Origin of the sequence: Stenotrophomonas sp. SI-NJAU-1 (assembly GCF_020883215.1) — a bacterium.
GTDB lineage: Bacteria > Pseudomonadota > Gammaproteobacteria > Xanthomonadales > Xanthomonadaceae > Stenotrophomonas > Stenotrophomonas indicatrix.
Genome location: NZ_CP086598.1, coordinates 1341350 through 1362059, shown reverse-complemented (window position 1 = coordinate 1362059; position 20710 = coordinate 1341350). Strand labels below are relative to the sequence as shown.

The following is a 20710-nucleotide window of genomic DNA, read 5'->3' as shown; positions in this document are numbered from 1 at the left end:
TGCCCTGTGCCATAGGAGGGGTGTCATGGGTGCGAACGGCCAGAGCAGCAACGGCTCCACCATCATTCCGTGCCTGCGTTACCGCGATGCGCTGGCGGCCATCGACTGGCTGCAGCGCGCGTTCGGTTTCCACGCGCAGGCCGTGCATGCCGACGGCGATACGGTGCATCACGCGCAGCTGGTATTCGGCCAGGGCATGATCATGCTCGGATCTGCCAGCAACAGCGGCGAATGGGCCAAGCTGGCGGTGATGCCCGATGAAGTCGGCGGCCGGCAGACCCAGAGTGCCTGCGTGATCGTCACCGATGTCGACGCCCACTATGCCCGGGCCAAGGCTGCCGGTGCGCGCATCGTCATCGACATTGCCGACCAGGCCTACGGTGGACGTGGCTATGCCTGCGCCGACCCGGAAGGCTACCTGTGGTGGTTCGGCAGTTACGATCCGTGGCGGGCGGAACACACGCAATGACGGCACGGCAAGCGTCTGCGGCGCCGGTGCGCTGCGGTATCGGCGGCTGGGTGTTCCCGCAATGGCGTGGGGGCGCCTTCTATCCGCCCGGCCTGATCCAGCGCGAAGAACTGGCCTATGCCAGTCGTGCGTTGCGCTGCATCGAGATCAACGGCACCTTCTACCGCACCCCGACAGCCGCCCAGTGCGCGCAGTGGGCAGCGCAGACGCCGGAAGGCTTCCGGTTCTCGATGAAGGCCCCGCGTCATCTGGTGCAGCGTCGCAACCTGTCGTCCACGATCGAGGCGGCCAGCGCGTTCCTGCAGGCGGCCGTCGCGCTGGGCGACCGGCTGGGCCCGTTGCTCTGGCAGTTCGACCCGCAGCACCCGGCCGATGCCGCAGCGCTGGATGCCTTCATGGCAGAGCTGCCCAGGCAGCTGGATGGAACGGGGTTGCAGCATGCGCTGGAGGTGCGCAACGCCAGCGTCCATGGGCCGGAACTGGTGGAAGCGGCGCGCCGGCATGGCGTGGCCTTGGTGATCGAAGACAGCGACGAAGCACCGCTGCACGGCGATGTCACCGCCGGCTTCGTCTATGCACGGATCAAGCGCAGCCAGGCCCGACTGGCCGAAGGTCTTCCGCAGCCGATGCAGCAGCGCTGGGCCGATCGCGCGCGGCGCTGGGCCCGGGGTGAGGTGGTGGACGACCTGCCCTGCCTGGCCGCACCGGCTCCTGCCGCACGGCGCGAGGTCTACCTGTTGTGCATCGGTGCCGGCAAGGCGCGCAATCCGGCGGCGGCGATGGCACTGCAGCGGCGCATCGACGGCGACTGAATGCCTGCAGGTGGGCGTTGCGTGCGGCCTTGCCGCACAATACGCCGATGAGCACACCCGACACCCGCAAAGCGCTTTGGCAGATCCACTTCTGTGTCCTGCTGTGGGGCGTCACCGCCATCCTCGGCAAGTTGATCACCCTGCCGGCGCTGCCGCTGGTGTGGTGGCGGATGCTGCTGGTGGTGGCGATGCTGGCGTTGCTGCCGCGGGTCTGGCGCGGGTTGCGCACGTTGCCGCTGCGGCTGGTCGCCGGCTATGCCGGTATCGGCGCGCTGGTGGCCCTGCATTGGCTGACCTTCTACGGCGCGGTGAAGCTGGCCAATGCCTCGGTTGCCGCCACCTGCATCGCCCTGGCACCGGTGTTCACCTCGATCATCGAGCCCTGGGTGGCCAAGCGTCCCTTCCAGCTGCGTGAACTGGCCTTCGGCCTGGCGGTGCTGCCCGGTGTGGCGCTGGTGGTGGGCGGCGTGCCCGACGGCATGCGCATGGGCGTGCTGATCGGCGCGCTCTCGGCCCTGCTGGTGGCGGTGTTCGGCTCGCTCAACAAGCGCATGGTCAGCCATGCCGATCCGCTGACGGTCACCGCACTGGAACTTGGCGCGGGCACGCTCACCCTGACCCTGCTGGCACCGTTGATGCCGTACCTGCTGCCGGCGCTGGCCAGCCCGTTGTGGATCGTTCCCGACCTGCACGACGGCATCCTGCTGCTGGTACTGGCCGGCGCCTGCACGCTGCTGCCGTTCGCCCTGGCCCTGGTCGCGCTGCGCCATCTCAGCGCCTACACCGTGCAACTGGTCACCAACCTGGAACCGGTCTACGCCGTGTTGCTGGCCGTGGTGCTGCTGCGCGAGCAGCATGAAGTCACCCCGTGGTTCTATCTGGGCGTGGCGATCATCGTCGGTGCCGTGTTCCTGCATCCGCTGCTCAACCGCCGCAAGCGCGTGCAGCATCCGGAAATCCTCGGAACATCCGAAGCGCGCAACATCGCCGATTGAGCGCGTCCGCGCATTGCGTGGATCTTCCCGGCACCCGTCTCAGCGCTGCGGCCAATGCCAGGCCGGTGCATCCAGCAGGCGCAGCGCGCGGTACAGGCTGGATTTGCCACTGCCGTTGTCGCCGGTGACCACGTTGAGCCGCTGCATCGGCAGCACCAGCCCATGCAGTGATCGGTAATGGGCGATGGCCAGGGTCTGCAGCATGGTCGACGTCCTTGCGGTGAGACGTTGAGGGTGCAGTACGGCTATCGCAATGGCTGCGACAGCACGGCAGGGCCTGGGCCATCCACGCATGGCGTGGATCTACTGAAGCCGCGCCGGCGGTCAGGGCGCCACTTCCACCCGGTTGCGGCCGGCGCCCTTGGCTCGGTACAGCGCGGCATCGGCACGGGCAAGGGTCTGGTCAGACGTTTCACCGGGCTGGTGCTGCGCCACACCGATGCTGATGGTGACCGGGAAGCCCAGCGGCAGGTTGGACACGGCCACCCGCAGGAACTCGCATTGCAGTTCGGCAGTGCGCAGGTCCGCATCCGGCATCAGTGCCACGAATTCCTCGCCGCCATAGCGCGCGGCCAGGCCACCGCCGGCGAAGTGCGAGCGCAGCAGTGCCCCCAGTTCGGCCAGCACCCGGTCGCCGGTCGCGTGGCCCTGGAAATCATTGATGTGCTTGAAATGGTCGATGTCCAGCAGGGCCACGCAGGTCGGCCGGTGGTTGACGTCGGCGGTCACCATCGCCTCCTCCAGCGCCAGTGCCATCGCACGCCGGTTGGGCAGCCCGGTCAAGGCGTCGGTACGGCTCTGTTCGGCCAGGTCGGCATTCTGGGCCAGCAGCACATCGTGGTACTCCGACAACAGGCGTTCGTAATCGGCGCGCTCAAGCATGTGCCGCTGGATATCCAGGGCGAAACGGCGCAGCTCCATCACCACCATCACCTGCCGCGACAGCGCGGCCAGCGCTTCGGCCTTGTCAGTGGCCAGCTGCTGTGGCCGCGCGTCGAACACACAGAGGGTTCCCAGCGGCAGACCATCGCTGCTGACCAGTGGCGCGCCAGCGTAGAAGCGTACATGGGGATCCCCCACCACCACAGGGTTGTCATGGAAGCGCACATCCTGCAGCGCGTCTTCCACCACCATGATTTCCTGCGGCCGCAGGATCGCATGGCCGCACATCGACTCGCTGCGCAGGTTCTCGGCCGCATCGATGCCCTGTATGGACTTGAACCACTGGCGCTCGACGTCGATCAGGGTCACGGCCGCCATGGTCGTGCCACACACCGCCTTGGCGATGGCCACCAGGTCATCGAACGAGCGTTCGCGCTCGGAATCGAGGATCCGGTAGCGGTACAGCGCCTCCAGGCGCAGCGCTTCGTTGGCGGGCTTGTCGGGCTTGATCATGCAGCGTCACGTTCCGGCAGGTCGCCGCAAAGTCTAGCGGATGTAGCCGCGCAGTCTGCACACACCGGTAGTGCCGGCCGTTGGTCGGCTCCCTGATGTTCATTGCCAGCACCGTGCAGTTGCCGGCCGGCGGCCGGCACTACCACCCGTTGCTTACCAGTCCTGCTGCTGCGGCAACAGGCCGTGAAGCTCCTGCTCGGTCAGGTTGCGCCACTGGCCCGGCTTCAGTGCACCGATCTTGATGTTGTCGATGCGCACGCGGCGCAGCTGGGTCACGCGGTAGCCGAACTCGGCCGACATCAGGCGGATCTGCCGGTTCAGGCCCTGCTGCAGGATGATGCGGAAACCGAACTTGGCGATCCGCGAGGTCCTGCACGGCAGCGTCATCTGGTCATGGATGCGCACGCCACGGGCCATCGCGCGCAGGAACTCGTCGGTGACCGGCTTGTTCACCGCCACCAGGTATTCCTTCTGGTGGCCGTTCTCGGCACGCAGGATCTGGTTGACGATGTCGCCGTTGCTGGTCATCAGGATCAGGCCTTCGGATTCCTTGTCCAGGCGGCCGATCGGGAAGATGCGCTGTTCGTGGCCGACGAAGTCGACGATGTTGCCCTTCACCGTGCTTTCTGTGGTGCAGGTCACGCCCACCGGCTTGTTCAGCGCGATGTACACGTGGCGGCGGGCGCCCGGCTTGCGGGCAGTGCGCACGCGCAACGGCTGGCCGTCGACCAGCACCTTGTCGTCCTCACCGACCACCGCGCCGGTGCCGGCGGCATGGCCATTGACGGTGACCCGGCGGGCGGCGATCAGGCGATCGGCCTCGCGTCGGGAGCAGAAGCCGGTGTCGGCGATGTATTTGTTGAGTCGGCTGGTCATCGCCCCATTATCCGGCATCACCGCCCTTCCCGCCTCATGCCGTGGTCAACGGCGCTTCGGTTTCTCCATCGAACACCCGGTTGCGGCCACTGCGCTTGGCCACGTACATGGCGTGGTCGGCGCGCCGCAGCAGTGCGGCCAGATCATCATCCGCCGGCCGCCACTGCGCCATGCCAATGCTCGCGGTCACCTCCAGACCGGGCACCTGCAGGTCCCGGCAGGCCTCGGTGATGCGCTGGCGCAGGCGTTCCAGGCGGGTGGCCGCAACCTCACGCGGCATGCCCGGCAACAGCAGCAGGAACTCCTCGCCGCCCATCCGCACCACCTGGTCCTCGCTGCGGACAGCGGCGCGAAGCGCGCGGGCCACGGCCATCAGCACCTGGTCGCCGATCTCATGCCCATGGCGATCATTGATGTCCTTGAACAGATCGATATCGAGGAAGCCGATCACCAGCGGCCCCCTCTCACGGTCGCCGCCCTGCAGATGCTGGGCCAGCTGCTGCAGGCCGGCGCGGCGGTTGGGCAGGCCGGTCAGCATGTCGGTCTCGGCGAGCTGGCGCATTTCATCGCGCTGCTGGCGCAGCCGGCCCAGGCGCAGGTTGAGCGCGTAGGCCGCCATCATCAGCAGCCAGGTGACTGCAAGCTGCAGGGCTTCCACCCGGTACGCCATCAACCAGTGCGCACTGGCGGCGTCGGCCACGATCAGCACCAGCATCGGCACCAGTGCGGCCAATCCGGCCAGCGACCAGACATCGCCGCGCAACCGGGCCCAGATGCCCATCGCCAACGACAGCGCACAGCCGATGACGAACGTCCCCTGCAGGACCTGTGCGACGACGCCCAGGCCATCGCGCTGCAACCACGGCACCAGGGCCGCCAACGCCAGCAGGGACCACAACACCAGCTGCTGGCCCACGCGCGAACGTGGCAGCATGCGGTCGCCGCCGTTCAGGCGCCACAGCGCCGGCAGCACCAGTGCCTGGGTGGCCGCAGTCAGCGCCAGCAGCCACCCGTCACCGCGCCCGCCGACGCGCAACCAGGGTTCGGGATAGCCGCTGAGACCGCCAAGGATCGACTGCCACAGCACCAGCACCAAGGTGGCGCCGATGTAGATCAGGAAACTGCGGTCACGGGTGGTCAGGTAGGCCATCAGCGCCGACAGCGCCAACGCGATTGCCACGGCAATGCATGCGGCGCGCACCAGCAGCCTGGCGGTGTCGTTCTGCTGCACCGGGCTGGGCGCACCCAGCTGCAATGTCGGAACCCAGCGCGCCTTCAGCGGCGTCTGCCAGGAGACCAGAAAGGGTTCGTGGCTGCCGGCAGCGGGAACCGCCACCATGCCGATGCCCGCACGGAAGCGCGAATCGCGGGTGCGCGCATCCTGCATGTTGCCGCAGATCTCACGATCACCGTGCTGCAGCCGCACTTCGCCGGCAAAGATGTTGAAGACATCCAGCGCCTGCGGCTGCCCGGACCAGCCTTCCGGCGGTGCATCCACCCGTGTCTGCTGGCGCGGCCCGGCCAGCATCTCCGGCGTGCACGCGCGATGGGGCGTAGGCTCGGCTGTCGCGGTGCCGACCAGAAGGTAATCGCGGCCAGCGTCGACGCTGCGCGCATGGCCCAACCACGGCAACGCCAACCACACCAGCAGCAGGACAAGCACCGCCCCTGTTTCCAAACCCACCTGCCTGCCGCCCACGCCACGTCCTGTTCCTGCTTACGTCCGCGCCCACTGCGCGTCGCCCCTGGCGGCATTATCGCAGCGGAATGCACCACCGATGTGTAGACCAAAGTGGCGGGGGTATTGGCCGGGCTGCCGCCCGGCACCCGCTGTAGCGCCGGCCGCTGGCCGGCAACCTCAACAGCAACAGCAGCAGCGGGCTACCGAGCTGGGCGGGGAGGTATGGGCAGGCAGGACACGCCGTAAACCCATCCATGGAGCTCGATGGCGCCTTGCTCGTGTGCGCCGTCCTGCGCACACGGCAAGACCGGGGTTGGGCGTCCTGCCCAACCCGCCCGAGGGCATGCCTCGGGCCCATGGCGCCAACGGTCCTGCCTACCCATACCGCCCCCCACCCCTGACAGTGTCCCGCCATCTGGTAGATCCACGCCGTGCGTGGATGGACGTTCCTACCGATTCCGAGATCATCGAATGGATTGGATTTCATCCACGCATGGCGTGGATCTACGCGTCGACCAAGGTCGACACCCACCAACAGCCGCGTGAACCTGTCGAAGGCGGGGTGGGTCCGGTTGCGGGGGTGTCCGCGGCATGGATGACGCGGCCAAGCCCCCATGGACGGGTTTACGGCGTCCCCCGCAACCGGACCCACCCCGCATCCCCCAGGAACCCCGCTGTTGCTGTTGCTGTTGCTGTTGCTGTTGCTGTTGCCGCTGAGGTTGCCGGCCAGCGGCCGGCACTACCGCGGGTGCCGGGCGCAGCCCGGCCGCAGCACCTTCAGCCGACAGCCGATGGCCCCTGCGTACCGGCCAACCGCATCGGTCGCAGGTCAGCCAGGGTCAGCCGTTCCAGCGGCTGCGGCCGTTCGATGGCATACCCCTGCAGCCCCTGCACGCCCATCCCGGCAAGCGCCTCGGCAATTTCGGTGGTCTCCACCCACTCGGCCACCACCTCCATCTGCAGTTCGCGGCCCAGCTCGCTGATCGCACGCACGCTGGCCCGGCTGACCGGATCGGTGTCCATGTCGCGCACGAACGCACCATCGATCTTCAGCATGTCCGCCGACAGCTGCCGCAGATAACCGAACGAGGACAGGCCCGAGCCGAAGTCGTCCAGCGCCACCCGGCAGCCGCGCGCCTTGACCGCGTCGATGAAGGCACGCGCCTGGCTTAGATTGCCGATGGCCGCCGTTTCGGTGATCTCGAAACAGAGCTTGGACGCCAGCGCGCGGTTGCGCTCCAGCAGGTCGCAGACGAAGGCCAGGAATCCCGGCTCGGCGATCGACTGGGCCGATACATTCACATTGCACAGGCCCAGCTGCCGCACGTGCGCCGGGCACACCTGCAGGTGGCGGAACAGCAGGCCGAGCACGTGCCGGTCCAACACCACCGCCATGCCGTAGCGCTCCACCGCGGGCATGAACTGGCCCGGCAGGTGCAGCACGCCGTCACTGTCACGCATGCGCACCAGCACCTCGTAGTGCAGGTAGGACGGATCGCCGACCTTGGCGATGCGCTGCGCATACAAAAGCATCCGGTTCTCGGCCATGGCGCGACTGACGCCCTGCAGGCGTTCAGCCTCCAGCCGTCGCTCCTCCAGCGCCAGCCGGTTTTCGTTGAAGCAATGCACGCGGTTGCGACCGGCCTGCTTGGCCGCATAGCACGCGCTGTCGGCCGCGCTCATCAACCAGTTCACGTCCGGCGCCTCGGCTGTCACTTCGACCACGCCGACACTGCAGCTCAACTGGGGGCTGCCCTCGCTGACCGGGAACGTGGCCTGGCCCAGGTTGCGGATCAGTCGCTGCAGCACCCGCTTGGCTTCATCCTGGTTGGCGCGGGCAAGGAACACCGCGAACTCGTCCGCCCCCAGGCGGCCGACCCAGTCGCCATCGCGCACCGCGCCGACCAAGTACTCGGCGAAACTGCGCAGCATCTGGTCGCCGGCCGCGTGGCCGAAGCTGTCGTTGACCAGCTTGAAGTGGTCCAGGTTGATGTAGCCCAGGGCATGGGTTCCACCGTCGGAGCGGACCTGCAGCAGCGATTTTTCCAGCAGGCGCTCGATCTCCCGACGATTGATCAGGCCGGTCAGGGGGTCATGGCTGGCGTGGTGCTCTATCTCACGTGCCAGGGCATGGTTCTGACTGACATCCTCGACGATGGCGAACACCGACAGGCGGCCGCTGGCAGTGCGCACGCCGGTACCACTCCAGCGCCCCCACACCAGGCTGCCATCGCGGCGCCGGAAGCGCAGCTCGCCCGGTCGCAGCTGGCGCTCCCAGTCGATGTGACCACTCTCATCAATCACCAGCTCGCCCTCCATCAGCAGCTCGGCCAGCGACATCTGCAGCAGCACGTCCCGACGATGGTCGAGAATGTCGGCCATCGCCTGGTTGGCCTCCACCACCCGGCCGCCGGCATCCAGCTTGAGCATGCCGACGTTGGCTTGGTAGAAGGCAGCCCGGAAGCGGCTCTCATGCTCGGTCAGGTCCTTGCCGACCCGGCGCGCCAGGGCCACCGCCATCAGGCTGATCAGCAGGACCGACAGGCCGCCCACGGCCAGGGTCGCGATGCGCACCGCGCGGGCCATGCGCAGCAGTGCCTGCGAGAACGCCTGCGCCTGCCCGCGCAGCTGGTGGTCGATGCCACGCAGCCGCTGCAGGTAGTCATCCACGGCTGCCCCGTCCAGCGGTCCGGAGCCATGGCGCCGCTGCAGTTCCTCCGCCAGCGATTGCATGGCCAGCAGGTTTGCGTCGGTCTGCCGCCACAACCAGGTGGCTTCGCGGAAGGCCCCGACGTTGCGCGCATGGCGGAACGAGAAGATCAGCCGCGGAATGTCGGCGCGGGCATTGCCCCCACGCAGAAAACCGGCGCGGGCTGTCGCCTCGTCCGGTTCGGGTTGCTCCAGCGCCTTGCGGGCCTGCAGGTCACCCAACGGAACCTGCAGTGCCCGTTGGGCATCCTGCAGATCCTGCAGATGGCCACGCGCCAGGTAACGGCTGAGCGCTGCGGTGGCGTCCTGCTGCCCCCGCGACCAGTAGCCCTGCCCTGCGATCCATGCGGTCGATGCCGCCTGCAGCTCCTGGATCACAGCCGACAGCGCGACCAAGCCGATCGCCATGCCCGTCAACAGCGCAAATCGCAGTCCCAGCCCGCGGGTCATCGGTACCCGTCGGCGCTGCTGGTCCATGCCACTCCTACCCATCCTGGATCCCCCGAATGTGCTGCGGTGACAATCTCCTACGGAACCGCGCCAGCCTAGAACCGCAGATGTGTGGGCCATGCGAAACCGGACCCGGCCGGTGATCGGCAGGTCGGGTCGAGCATGCCTGACGCTGCACAAAAGACAACGCCAGCCCGGAGGCTGGCGTTGTTCACTTGCATCAATGCGGCTTAGAAGCTGCGCGGGCCACGTGGTTTGTTGAAGCCATCACGACGCGGCGGACGGCTGTCGCGGTCGCCGCCGGGGCCACCCTGACCGCTGCGACGCGGAGCTCCCGGACCACCCGGACCGCCCGGACCACGCTTGTCGAAGCGCGGCTTGAACGGACGCGGCGCCGGATTGACCTCTTCACCGGCGGCCAAAGGGCGCATCTGCAGCTGCTGGCCGGACACCCATACCTTCTGCAGGTGGGTCAGCACGTCCGACGGCATCTGTGCCGGCAGATCCAGCAGCGAGAAGTCGTCGTGGATGTCGATACGACCGATGAAGCGGCTTTCCAGGCCGGCTTCGTTGGCGATGGCGCCGACGATGTTGGCCGGCTTCACGCCATGCTGGTGGCCGACCGAAATGCGGTAGGTCTCCATGCCCTGCTCCGGTGCACCGCGCGGCGGCACGTCACGGCGCGGGCGCTGCTCGAAGCCACTCTCGGCATCGTCACGACGCGGGCCACGCTCGAAGCGCGGGCCGCGCTCGTTGCGGTCGCCACGTTCCGGGCGCTCAGTGCGCTCGAAACGCTCGCGCGGCGCACGCTCTTCGCGCGGTGCACGTACCGGCGGCTGCAGCAGGAACGGGGTATCGCCCTGCATCATCTTCGCCAGTGCGGCGGCCACTTCGATGGCCGGCACGTTCTGTTCGGACTCGAAACGCTCCAGCAGCTGGCGGTAGAAGTCCAGGCCGCCCTGGCCCAGCGTCTCGGTGATGCGCGAGGTGAACTTGTTGATGCGGGTGTCGTTGACCGCTTCCACGCTCGGCAGCTGCATTTCTTCGATCGGCTGGCGGGTCGCACGCTCGATCTGGCGCAGCATGCCCTTTTCGCGCGGGGTGGCGAACAGGATCGCTTCACCGCTGCGGCCAGCACGGCCGGTACGGCCGATGCGGTGAACGTAGCTTTCGGTGTCGTACGGGATGTCGTAGTTCAGCACGTGGCTGATGCGTTCCACGTCCAGGCCACGAGCGGCCACGTCGGTGGCGACCAGGATGTCCAGCTTGCCTTCCTTCAGCATGGCGATGGTGCGCTCACGCTGCGCCTGCTGCATGTCACCGTTGATGGCGGCAGCGGCCAGGCCACGGGCCTGCAGCTTGCTGGCCAGCTCTTCGGTGCCGGCCTTGGTGCGCGCGAAGACGATCATCGCGTCGAACGGCTCGACTTCAAGGATGCGGGTCAGCGCGTCCAGCTTGTGCATGCCGCTCACCCACCAGTAACGCTGGCGGATGTTGGCCGAGGTGGTGGTCTTGTTGGCGATGGTGACTTCGACCGGGTCCTTCAGGTAGGTCTGCGCGATACGGCGGATGGCCGGCGGCATGGTGGCCGAGAACAGCGCGACCTGGCGCTTCTCCGGCAGCTTCTTCAGCACCGCTTCGACGTCGTCGATGAAGCCCATGCGCAGCATTTCATCGGCTTCGTCCAGCACCAGCGTCTTCAGCTCGGACAGGTCCAGCGTGCTGCGGTTCAGATGGTCGATGACGCGGCCGGGGGTACCCACCACGATGTGCACGCCGCGGCGCAGGGCCGACAGCTGCTGGCCGTACGGCTGGCCGCCGTACACCGGCAGCACGCGGAAGCCGGGGATCTTCGAGGAATAGGACTGGAACGCCTCGGCAACCTGGATGGCCAGCTCGCGGGTCGGGGCCAGCACCAGGGCCTGCGGCTTGATCTGCTGCAGGTCGATGTTGGACAGCACCGGCAGCGCGAAGGCCGCGGTCTTGCCGGTACCGGTCTGGGCCTGGCCCAGCACGTCGCGGCCTTCCAGCATCGCCGGGATGGTGGCAGCCTGGATTGGCGACGGCGTTTCGTAGCCGATGGCAGTGACAGCCTGCATGACAGAATCGGACAGGCCGAGCTGCGCGAACTGCAGCTGCGCTTGGGTTTCTTGGGACATGGGGAACTCCGAAGGCACTGCCACGAGCATGGCAGGCGAAAAAAAAGGGGGATTCCGCGCTTTGGGCGCCCTTCTTATCGCGTGCCCTGGCGCTGCTCGGTTGGAGCTGAGGTTTTACTCGCTCAGAGCGGAATGATACCGCACTGTGCCTGAACAAGGTGTACAGGAAGCCAACGGCATGCCGTTACGGCCCGCCGTGGCGCACAATAGGCGCCCATTTTACCGCCGCGGGCCCTGTCCTGCAGCGCCTGCCTCAGGAAACCCGTTCCATGCAGATCCTCGAATTCGACCTCGACGGCGATTACGTCGAACTCAAGCAGTTGCTGAAGCTGGCCGACCTGGTCACCAGCGGCGGCGAAGCCAAGATGGTCATCAGCGAAGGCCTGGTGCTGGTCGATGGCGAGGTCGAGCTGCGCAAGGCCTGCAAGATCCGCGCAGGCCAGGTGGTCGAGTTCAACGACAGCCAGATCCGCGTCCTGGCCGCCGCGTAAGTCACCGCGTGGCCGTCAGGCCACGCGCTGGGTCAGGTGGGCGGCAATCAACTGCCGGAATGGCGCCACCCCCTGCGCCACCCGCAACCCGGCCGCCCGCAACAGGCGCGCCGGACGACGGTCGTCGGTATACAGGCTGGCAATCGCATTGGTCGCTTCATACAGCGGCCGCGCCGCCAGCCGATGCCCGCGCTGGTAGCGGCCCAGCATGCCGGCTGCGGCGATGTCCGCTCCACGCCGCTGCTGTTCGGCGATGCCCTGCGCCAGCCGCTGCGCGCTGGCCAGGCCCAGGTTGAAACCATGTGCGGTGACCGGGTGCATGCCCACTGCGGCATCACCGATCAGTGCCGAACGTTCGCCGACAAAGCGGTGCGCATATACCCCGACCAGGGGATAGGCCTGTGGCGTGGCCACCGGCTGCATGCGTCCCAGGCGGTGTTCGAAGAAGCCGCTGATGGCCTCCCCGAACGCGATCTCATCCATCGCCAGCAGCGCTTCGATCTGCCGCGGCGGCAGGGTGATCACCGCTGATGCCTGTCCTTCGTTGAGCGGCAGCAGCGCCATCGTGCGGCCATAGCCGAACCACTCCCACGCCGTGTGGTGGTGATCGCGCTCGACCTGCATCCTGCAGACCAGCATCGATTTGCCGAAGTCACGCATCTGCGCACCGATGCCGAGCATGCGGCGGGTGCCGGAGAAGCGACTGTCGGCACATACCAGCAGCCGCGCATGCGCTGCCATCGTCCAGGCGCACCACGTGGCCCTGGCTGTCGGCGCGTACCGCCTGCACCTTGCGGCCATCGAACAGTTCCAGCCCGTCCTGGCCCTGCACCGCCTGCCAGGCCGCGCGGCGGATCAGATGGTTGGGCACCAGCCAGCCCAACGGCTGGCCATCGACCTGGCTGCTGGCGAAGGTCAGCGCGAAGGGCGAAGCTCCGTTCAGCACCCGCGCGTCGCGCAGTTCGGCAACCTCGGCTTCGGGCAGGCGCTGCCACAGGCCAAGCTGTTCCAGGCTTTGCCGCGAGGCATGGGTCAGGGCGATTTCGCGGCCGTCGAAGGCCGCCTCGGCCAGGGCCTGGCGCGGCTGTGCCTCGACCAGCCCCACCTGCAGGCCAGTGCTGGCCAGCGCGCGCGCAAAGCACAGCCCGGCCGGTCCGGCGCCGACCACCACCACGTCCATCCTGCGCATGCGCGCCTCCTGCCGTTGATCCAGTCGCGGCCAGCATAGCGCTGCGTGCCTGACCGGCCTTGATCTGGATCAGCTGCGCGTCACAGCAGCGCGAACACCATCGCCAGGATCGCCACGATCGACACCAGCCAGACCAGGCTGCGCACATAGGGCACGCCGGCTGCGTACAGCGGCAGGTAGACCACGCGTGCCCAGAAGTAGACCTGGGCCGCCAGCGCGGTGGTGTCGCTGCCACGCCCGGCCAGCACCACCGCAATCGCAGCGGCGGCGAAGAACGGGAAGGTCTCGAAGAAGTTGGATTGCGCCCGCTGCAGTCGTCCAGCCAGTGGACTCAGCGGCTTGGACGAGTCGTCACGTGCGGAGGCGTTCCATTTCATCCCGCGCTCGCGGGTGACCACGGTGGAGGCGGCAAAGATGTAGACGAAACCCAGCAGCATCGCCCACGCCAGCATCGTCAGTTCGGTTGTCATCATTCATCCACGGCGAAAAGTTGATCGGAGGATCGCTTGTTACTTCGGCCTAACGCGCAGGCTGCTTATAACTTCATTCCAGTAGCGCACAGCCTCAAAGTGCTGCTGTCTCGTCAACCAGGTTTTGTTCTCAGGGCTGATCGGATCACCACCAACGATAGCGGGCTTAATCTCGAACAGCTCCATGCCCTTGGGACGTGAGTACTTATTCAGGTCAATCATTTTCGTCTGCCAATCGAGCAAACAGATCGGGAAGGTCGCTCGCTACCGAGATGGCATGCTGACGATCCATGCCTATAAACGGAATACGAACTATCGGCATTTCTGCATCCAATGCGTCAAACCCATAAGCCTCCCCTCCGCCGTTAGAAGCGAACAAAAATATACCGGGCGCATATGTCTCGACTTCATATTCACGATTGAAATCGACCACCTCTTCTGCTTTCCAGAAAATGACGTAGTTATCGCCAATGAACCCTTCGCCACCGTCGTGCGCCCTGAGGAATTCAATGTAACTCTCGGGAAGCGCCACTCCCAAGGGTGTCGACAGACCATCAACCGCCGAAGCTTCGGCCGGACAATTAAGCCGCCCCTCTGTCAGGTGATACTTCATAGCTGTTTTTCCAGATCTTTCTGCAAGTGGCTCCACCAATAAGTCATCTGCTACCAACCCTCAGGGTGTCGACGCGCGCAGGCTGTATCCGGCCAAGCGCCAGGTCTGGTCTTCGTCGAAGCGGAACGACACCAGCTCGCGTACCGGCTGCGCGCTGTTGGCGAAACGGGTCGGGAAGCTGACGTTGATGTACAGGCCCTCGGGCACGGCAGCACCTGCAGCGTATTTCACGCGGGTGATGGTCGGCTGGCCACGCCCGGCCAGCGCGCCAAGACGCGTGCGGTCTGCCGCAAGCTGGCTGACGAAGGCCGCCTTGGGCACTGCGCGGCGGGCAACCGCCGAGGCGCCGTCCCACAACTCACCGGCCCGATTGGCGTCGACCAGTTGCGCGGCCTTCAATGCGGCACTGCCCATTTCCGCGTCCTGTTTCTGCACCTGCGCCTGCTGGGCCGGGCTCAGCACCGGCGTGGCAGCGGTCGCCGGCTTCGCGGCCGTCGGTGCGCTCGGCGCGGGGCGAGCCGGGGCCGGTGCGGGCGTGGCCGGCGCCGGCGTTTGCGCCAGTGCAGCCAGGGGCAACAGGGACAGCAGCAGGAGCACGCGCTTCATGGACACCGCCGGTTCGATGGAAAGAACCGCAGTCTACGCCAGCGCAGTGAGTGGGCCGTCAGCGAGCCTGGACGCTGCCTTCCACCGCACCCGCCTCGGCCTGCGCCGCCGGTGCCGCCGATGCCGCGGGCAGCTGCTCGGCCACCGGCGGCTGCTCCGGCGGTGCCGGTGGCAGCGTAGCCACGTCGATCTCCGACAGCGGGCTTTCCTCCGGGCACACCGGGTCGGGGAAGCCGAAGCGCTGCTTCAGCGACTGGCCACAGCTGTTGATCGATTCCATGTCGGCACCGTCGCGCTTGCACTGCTGGTCGAACGCCACCAGGAACGCATCCTTGCGCTGCACGAAGTCGTCGCCGCAGGTACGCATCTGCTTGATCCGCTCCAGGTCGTCCTGCACGGCGTTGGTCCCGTCCAGGCCGTACTGACGAAGCTCTTCGGCCGTCAGCAGGCGCAGGCTGCGGTTGGGCACAGTCATCATCAGGTCGGCCACACCCACCGCCACACCATTGCGCTGCAGATAATCCTTCACGTTGTCATAGACCTCGTGCAGCTCGCGGTTGAGCTCTGCGCGCGAAGTGGCCTTGGAACTGATGCGCATCATGCGGTGGATGCCGACCTTGCCGGTCAACAGCCGGTTGTCGCCGGCAGCCAGCACGAACACGCAGGCGCTGTGGCAGATCGAGCCCTCGCGCACCCAGATGGTCCAGCCGGATTCGCCGATGCTGTCGCCGGCAACGATGGCCGATTCCACCTGGCCACCGCTGGAATCCAGATCCAGGATGCGCTTGTGGATCTGCAGCTCGTCGGCGACCACGGCCAGCCGCCACATCATCTCGGCAAACCCGGGGTTGATCTTGCCGTTGTAGCGCACGCGCAGCAGGCCACGCTCGGCGCACGGCGCCAGCGCCTGCTTCAGCTGTTCGCGCTGCAGGCCTTCCAGCTCAACACCATCGCCGCCGTCGCCAGCGTAATCGGTGGTGCAGCTGACCCAGGCCTTGCCGTTTTCCAGCTGCGCCTGCGGCCAGGGCCGATCAGCCCGGCTGCGTGCCGGTGCCGGCGGTGGCGGCGCATCGGCGGCATTGATCGATACCATGTTTTCGCCATCGCTGGCCGGGGCCCGCGTGGCCTTGTCGGCAGCGGTGACGTTGCCGGGGTTCTCCAACTGGCTGCAGCCCGCCAGGGCCAGGCACAACAGGGGCAACCAGCGGAGTTTGGCGGACATCGGGCAACCGGATTCAGACAGGCAAGAACCACAGTCTACCCGTCCACGACGCGCATTCAGCGCCCGCCACTGAACCTGTTCTGACCCTCTGACCCTGTCATTTCCTGTCCCAGCGTCATCCGACATCCCCTCCCACATTGCGTGGATCTACATGTCGACCAAGGTCGACACCCACCAACAGCAGCGGGAACCTGTCGAAGGCGGGGTGGGTCCGGTTGCAGGGGCGTCCGCGGCATGGATGCCGCGGCCAAGCTTACAGGGGTGAGGGCGCTTTGCTTGCGAAGCACTGCTTCGCAAGCGCCCGAACGCACAGCCGCCAGCGGCTGGGCCGGGCCCCGGAGGGGGACTTGCAGCGCCCCCTGCAACCGGACCCACCCCGCCATCCCACGGATAGCCCGCTGTTGCCGTTGCCGTTGCCGTTGCTGTTGCTGTTGCTGTTGCTGTTGCCGCTGAGGGTGCCGGGCGCAGCCCGGCCAGGCCCCTCCAGCATCCATGTCCGAATATGGCGAGTACTACCGCCCGCAGGCGCCTAGACTGGCGCCATGGATACCGCACTCGCCCTCGACACTGCCGCCTGCGATCGTGCCCGCCTGGCCCGGGATGCGCGCTTCGACGGCGTATTCTTCACCGCCGTGCGCAGCACCGGCATCTACTGCCGGCCGGTGTGCCCGGCGCCGCCACCGAAGCCACGCAACATCACCTATTTCCCCACGGCTGCTGCCGCTGCGTCCGCCGGCTATCGCCCCTGCCTGCGCTGCCGCCCCGAGCTGGCCCCGCTGGCACAACAGGCGCTGGCCGGACAGACCGTGCAGCGGGCCTTGGCGCTGATCCATGCCGGCTTCCTGCAGGACCAGCCGGTGGCCGAGCTGGCAGGAAAGATCGGCCTCAGCGCACGCCAGCTGCAACGCCTGTTCGTCGAACGGCTGGGCGCAACGCCAGGGCAGATCCACGCAACCCATCGCCTGCTGCTGGCCAAGCAGCTGCTGACCGAAACCACGCTGCCGGTGACCGACGTGGCACTGGCCGCTGGCTACAACAGCCTGCGCCGCTTCAATACGGCATTCCTGCAGGGCTGCGGCATGGCGCCTACCGTACTGCGCCGCCAACACCATCCCCTGGCCGCCGACGATGGCGGGCTGGTGCTGCGCCTGGGCTATCGACCGCCGCTGGATTTCCCCCGCATGCTGGCCTTCCTGCGCAAGCGCAGCCTGCCCGGCATCGAGCTGATCGGTGAAGACAGTTACCAGCGCGTGTTGGGCACAGCCGAGCGCCCCGCCCTGCTGCGCGTCACCGCCGACCCGAAGCGGCCCGAGCTGCGCCTGCAACTGGGCGCGGTCGACCCACGCCTGATTCCGGACATCGTGCGCCGCGTGCGCCGTGTGTTCGACCTGGACGCCGACCTGCAGCAGGTGCACGCAGCGCTGGGCGATGAACCGCTGTTGGCGCGCGGCATCGCCGAGCGCCCCGGCCTGCGTGTGCCAGGCGGATGGGACGGCTTCGAGGTAGGCGTGCGCGCGGTACTGGGCCAGCAGGTCAGCGTGGCCGCGGCCACCACGTTCGCGCGCCGGCTGGTCGATGCCTACGGTGCGCACCTGCCCGGCATGCCGTCCGAATTCGACCGTCAGTTTCCAGCGCCGGACGTACTGGCCGACGCGCCGCTGGAATCGATCGGCCTGCCACGCAGCCGCGCCGCCACCGTGCGCGCCCTCGCCGCAGCCTGCGCCAGCGGCCAGCTGGACTTCGGGCCGGGGCAGGCACTGGAGGAATTCGTCGCCCGCTGCGTGGCCCTGCCCGGCATCGGCCCGTGGACGGCGCAGTACATTGCCCTGCGCGGGCTGGGCCAGCCTGATGCCTTCCCCGCCGGTGACCTGGTGCTGCAGCAGGTGCTGGGCCACGCGCAGGGCCAGCGCCTCAGCGAACGCGCCACCGAGGCCCGTTCGCAATCATGGCGCCCGTGGCGCGCCTATGCCGTGCTGCATCTGTGGCACCTGTCCGGCACGTTCGTTGGAGAACCCTCATGAACCTGTTGTTCGATCGCTTCGATACACCGATCGGTGAACTGACCATCGCCGGGGATGAGAATGGCCTGGCCCACGTTCTGTTCCCGGAAAACCGCCATCCTGCGCGCGGCCGCGAGCACTGGCATTACACGCCCGGCGCATTGCCGGAGGCGCGCGAACAGTTGCTGCAGTACCTGCACGGTGAGCGCAGCGGTTTCGACCTGGTGCTGGCACCGCATGGCACGCCGTTCCAACTGCGCGTCTGGCACGCGCTGGCGTTGATTCCCTTCGGCCAGACCTGGAGCTATCTGCAGCTGGCGCAGCAGCTGGGTCAGCCGACGGCGACCCGTGCGGTCGGCGCGGCCAATGGCCGCAATCCGTTGCCGATCGTGCTGCCGTGCCATCGCGTGATCGGCAGCAACGGTACGTTGACCGGTTTCGGTGGCGGCCTGGAAACCAAGGCAGCGTTGTTGCGGCTGGAGCAGCGACAGGCACCGCTGTTTGCATGAGGGTTGGAGGCAGGGCTGCGCCCTGCACCCGCTACAAGCCAGAGCAACATCAACGTCAACATCAACGTCCAAAGCGGTCTATCCCAGGGTGGTCGGGGCGGTGTCGGATTGCGGGGCCGCCGCAAGTACGTCCTTGTAGGCTTGGCCGCGGCATCCATGCCGCGGTCACCCCGCAATCCGACACCGCCCCGCCTTCGACAGTTCCCCGGTGACGGATTGATTCGTTCCGGTAGATCCACGCCATGCGTGGATGGAAGCATCCGTAATCTGTCTGGAGAAGAGCCCCCTTGTTGTTCAAGGGGGCGCGCCAAAGGCGCGGGGATGAGGTGAAATGCGCGGACACTCCAGCACGCCAACGGCGGGATGGCGTGTTCAAGGGGGCGCGCCAAAGGCGCGGGGATACGGTGAAATGCGTGGACACGCCAGCGCGCCACAGGCGCGATGGCGTGTCTTGGGTACGTCATTGCTGCGGATTATCATGGCCGGATGACTTCCGTACGCCTGACCCGCACGCTGGCGCTGCTGCTGCCCCTGGCCGCATGCACCACCACGCCTTCGCCTTCGACAACCATCGCTGCACCTGCTGCGGAGGCGAATACGCCGCCCGCCAGCCCGCCGAAGCTGCTGTTGATCTCCATCGACGGCCTGCGCGCCGATGCGTTGGATCGCGGCCTAACCCCGAACCTTCAGCGGATCATCGACGGTGGTGTGCGTGCGCGCTGGATGACGCCCTCCTATCCCTCGCTTACTTTCCCCAACCACTACACACTGGTCACCGGCCTGCGTCCGGACCACCACGGCATCATCAACAACAGCATGGACGATGCCGCGCTCGGTCGCTTCGCGCTGCACGACCGCGCTGCGGTGACCACCAGCGGATGGTGGGGCGGCGAACCGATCTGGGTGGGTGCCGAGAAGGTCGGTGTGCGCACCGCCACCACCTCATGGCCGGGCAGCGAAGCCGAGATCCAGGGCACACGGCCCAGCCAGTGGCGCATTTACGATGCCAAGGAACCGCTGGAGCAGCGTGCGCAGACGGTGCTCGACTGGCTGTCGCAGACCGATGCCGATGCGCCGCGCCTGACCACGCTGTACATGGAGCACGTGGACAAGGCCGGCCACAACTTTGGCCCCGAATCCAGGCAGTACACCGAGGCCATCGTGCATGCCGACCGGATCATCGGGCAGGTGCTCGATGGCCTGCAGCAGCACGGCCTGGCCGACAGCACCAACGTGATCGTGGTCTCCGATCACGGCATGGCGTCGGTGCCGGAGGGCCAGGTGATCGCCCTCGAATCGATGGTTGACCCTGCCATCGCGCGCAACGTCAGCGCAGGCCAGTCGGTCGGCTTCGCGCCGGAGGTGGGACGCGAAGCAGAGGCCGAGCGTGCCCTGCTCGGTCGCCACGCACACTACGAATGCTGGAAGAAGGAGAACCTGCCGACGCGCTGGCATTACGGCACCCATCCGCGCGTGCCGGCCATCGTCTGCCAGATGGATGAAGGCTGGGACGCGCTGACGCGCGAGAAGATCGCCAAACGCGAGCACGCCGATCGCGGCTCACATGGCTACGACAACGCGTTGCCGTCGATGCGCGCGGTGTTCGTCGCCCGTGGCCCTTCATTCCGGCAAGGCCTGGTGATCGACGGTTTCGACAATGTCGACGTCTACCCGCTGCTGGTGCACCTGCTGCAGGTGCCGGAAGCGGCCAACGATGGCAACGCGCAGACGCTGCAGAAAACCCTGCGCTGATCGCGGCGCCATGCCCTGGCCACGGTCAAAAAAAAACGCGGCGCCGAGCGCCGCGTTTTTCGTTGGACCGGTCGGTCGGCGGATCAGCCGGCCTTGGCCACTGCCTTCTTGGCCACAGCCTTCTTCGCCGGAGCCTTGGCCACGGTCTTCTTGGCAACCGGGGCGGCGGCGCCTACGGCGACCTTGCTCGCGGTGTGCGAACGGGCGTTGCCGTAGCTGGCGTTGTAGCGCTTGCCCTTGGCGGTCTTGCGGTCACCCTTACCCATGTCTTCAACTCCTCAAATGTGAAATCTGGTTACCCCGTACTGACAC

Annotated in this window: 17 protein-coding genes and 2 pseudogenes; 7 read left to right on the top strand and 12 right to left on the bottom strand. The window is 67.1% G+C overall.

Annotated elements, in window-relative coordinates:
* Window positions 1–25: 25 nt before the first annotated feature.
* The 3 genes from LMF57_RS06295 to LMF57_RS06285 are packed head-to-tail and all read left to right on the top strand — an operon-like array spanning window position 26 to window position 2276.
* A complete protein-coding gene (locus LMF57_RS06295) occupies window positions 26–469 on the top strand; it encodes a VOC family protein (RefSeq protein WP_033830702.1) in 444 nt (147 codons plus the stop codon).
* On the top strand, window positions 466–1281 hold the full coding sequence (locus LMF57_RS06290; RefSeq protein WP_117309881.1) for a DUF72 domain-containing protein: 816 nt from the start codon (window positions 466–468) through the stop codon (window positions 1279–1281). The genes LMF57_RS06295 and LMF57_RS06290 overlap by 4 nt, the downstream gene beginning before the upstream one ends.
* Window positions 1282–1328: 47 nt before the next feature.
* Window positions 1329–2276, top strand: a complete 948-nt coding sequence (locus tag LMF57_RS06285; RefSeq protein ID WP_117311863.1) for a DMT family transporter — start codon at window positions 1329–1331, stop codon at window positions 2274–2276.
* Window positions 2277–2348: 72 nt separating this feature from the next.
* Here LMF57_RS06285 and LMF57_RS06280 read toward each other — a convergent pair.
* The 6 genes and pseudogenes from LMF57_RS06280 to LMF57_RS06255 form a co-directional block, all read right to left on the bottom strand.
* A pseudogene (locus LMF57_RS06280) lies at window positions 2349–2480 on the bottom strand (AAA family ATPase); the annotation flags it as partial.
* A gap of 120 nt (window positions 2481–2600) precedes the next feature.
* Window positions 2601–3671, bottom strand: coding sequence for a sensor domain-containing diguanylate cyclase (locus LMF57_RS06275; RefSeq protein WP_229291105.1), 1071 nt, complete (start codon window positions 3669–3671; stop codon window positions 2601–2603).
* Between the two features lie 153 nt (window positions 3672–3824).
* A complete protein-coding gene (locus LMF57_RS06270) occupies window positions 3825–4547 on the bottom strand; it encodes a pseudouridine synthase (protein WP_117309879.1) in 723 nt (240 codons plus the stop codon).
* 34 nt (window positions 4548–4581) lie between these two features.
* Window positions 4582–6246, bottom strand: coding sequence for a GGDEF domain-containing protein (locus tag LMF57_RS06265; protein ID WP_117309878.1), 1665 nt, complete (start codon window positions 6244–6246; stop codon window positions 4582–4584).
* A gap of 759 nt (window positions 6247–7005) precedes the next feature.
* Window positions 7006–9429, bottom strand: coding sequence for an EAL domain-containing protein (locus LMF57_RS06260; RefSeq protein WP_229291104.1), 2424 nt, complete (start codon window positions 9427–9429; stop codon window positions 7006–7008).
* Between the two features lie 188 nt (window positions 9430–9617).
* Window positions 9618–11546, bottom strand: coding sequence for a DEAD/DEAH box helicase (locus tag LMF57_RS06255; RefSeq protein ID WP_229291103.1), 1929 nt, complete (start codon window positions 11544–11546; stop codon window positions 9618–9620).
* Between the two features lie 269 nt (window positions 11547–11815).
* On the opposite strand from LMF57_RS06255, the gene LMF57_RS06250 reads away from it, so the two are divergent.
* Window positions 11816–12037: an RNA-binding S4 domain-containing protein gene (locus tag LMF57_RS06250; protein ID WP_025877723.1), complete on the top strand. Its 222-nt coding sequence runs from the start codon at window positions 11816–11818 to the stop codon at window positions 12035–12037.
* Between the two features lie 15 nt (window positions 12038–12052).
* On the opposite strand, the pseudogene ubiM reads toward LMF57_RS06250, so the two are convergent.
* From ubiM to LMF57_RS06225, 5 genes and pseudogenes are all read right to left on the bottom strand, one after another.
* Window positions 12053–13226 (bottom strand): annotated as a pseudogene (gene ubiM / locus LMF57_RS06245) (5-demethoxyubiquinol-8 5-hydroxylase UbiM).
* A gap of 80 nt (window positions 13227–13306) precedes the next feature.
* Window positions 13307–13696: an MAPEG family protein gene (locus LMF57_RS06240; protein WP_180831397.1), complete on the bottom strand. Its 390-nt coding sequence runs from the start codon at window positions 13694–13696 to the stop codon at window positions 13307–13309.
* A 214-nt stretch (window positions 13697–13910) separates the two neighbouring features.
* Complete coding sequence (locus LMF57_RS06235) at window positions 13911–14309, bottom strand: SMI1/KNR4 family protein (RefSeq protein ID WP_180831398.1); 399 nt, start codon at window positions 14307–14309, stop codon at window positions 13911–13913.
* Window positions 14310–14369: 60 nt separating this feature from the next.
* Window positions 14370–14915 (bottom strand): DUF4019 domain-containing protein, encoded by a 546-nt coding sequence (locus tag LMF57_RS06230; RefSeq protein WP_229291102.1) that lies wholly within the window; start codon window positions 14913–14915, stop codon window positions 14370–14372.
* 58 nt (window positions 14916–14973) lie between these two features.
* A complete protein-coding gene (locus tag LMF57_RS06225; protein WP_229291101.1) occupies window positions 14974–16137 on the bottom strand; it encodes a hypothetical protein in 1164 nt (387 codons plus the stop codon).
* 542 nt (window positions 16138–16679) lie between these two features.
* Here LMF57_RS06225 and LMF57_RS06220 point away from each other — a divergent pair.
* The 3 genes from LMF57_RS06220 (at window position 16680) to LMF57_RS06210 (ending at window position 20398) form a co-directional block, all read left to right on the top strand.
* On the top strand, window positions 16680–18158 hold the full coding sequence (locus LMF57_RS06220; RefSeq protein ID WP_229291100.1) for a DNA-3-methyladenine glycosylase 2: 1479 nt from the start codon (window positions 16680–16682) through the stop codon (window positions 18156–18158).
* Complete coding sequence (locus LMF57_RS06215; RefSeq protein ID WP_117309871.1) at window positions 18155–18646, top strand: methylated-DNA--[protein]-cysteine S-methyltransferase; 492 nt, start codon at window positions 18155–18157, stop codon at window positions 18644–18646. Before LMF57_RS06220 ends, LMF57_RS06215 begins: the two co-directional genes overlap by 4 nt.
* Before the next feature lie 486 nt (window positions 18647–19132).
* Window positions 19133–20398, top strand: a complete 1266-nt coding sequence (locus LMF57_RS06210; RefSeq protein ID WP_208082597.1) for an ectonucleotide pyrophosphatase/phosphodiesterase — start codon at window positions 19133–19135, stop codon at window positions 20396–20398.
* 83 nt (window positions 20399–20481) lie between these two features.
* On the opposite strand, the gene LMF57_RS06205 is transcribed toward LMF57_RS06210, so the two are convergent.
* Window positions 20482–20664 (bottom strand): 30S ribosomal protein THX, encoded by a 183-nt coding sequence (locus LMF57_RS06205; protein ID WP_025879339.1) that lies wholly within the window; start codon window positions 20662–20664, stop codon window positions 20482–20484.
* Between the last annotated feature and the right edge of the window lie 46 nt (window positions 20665–20710).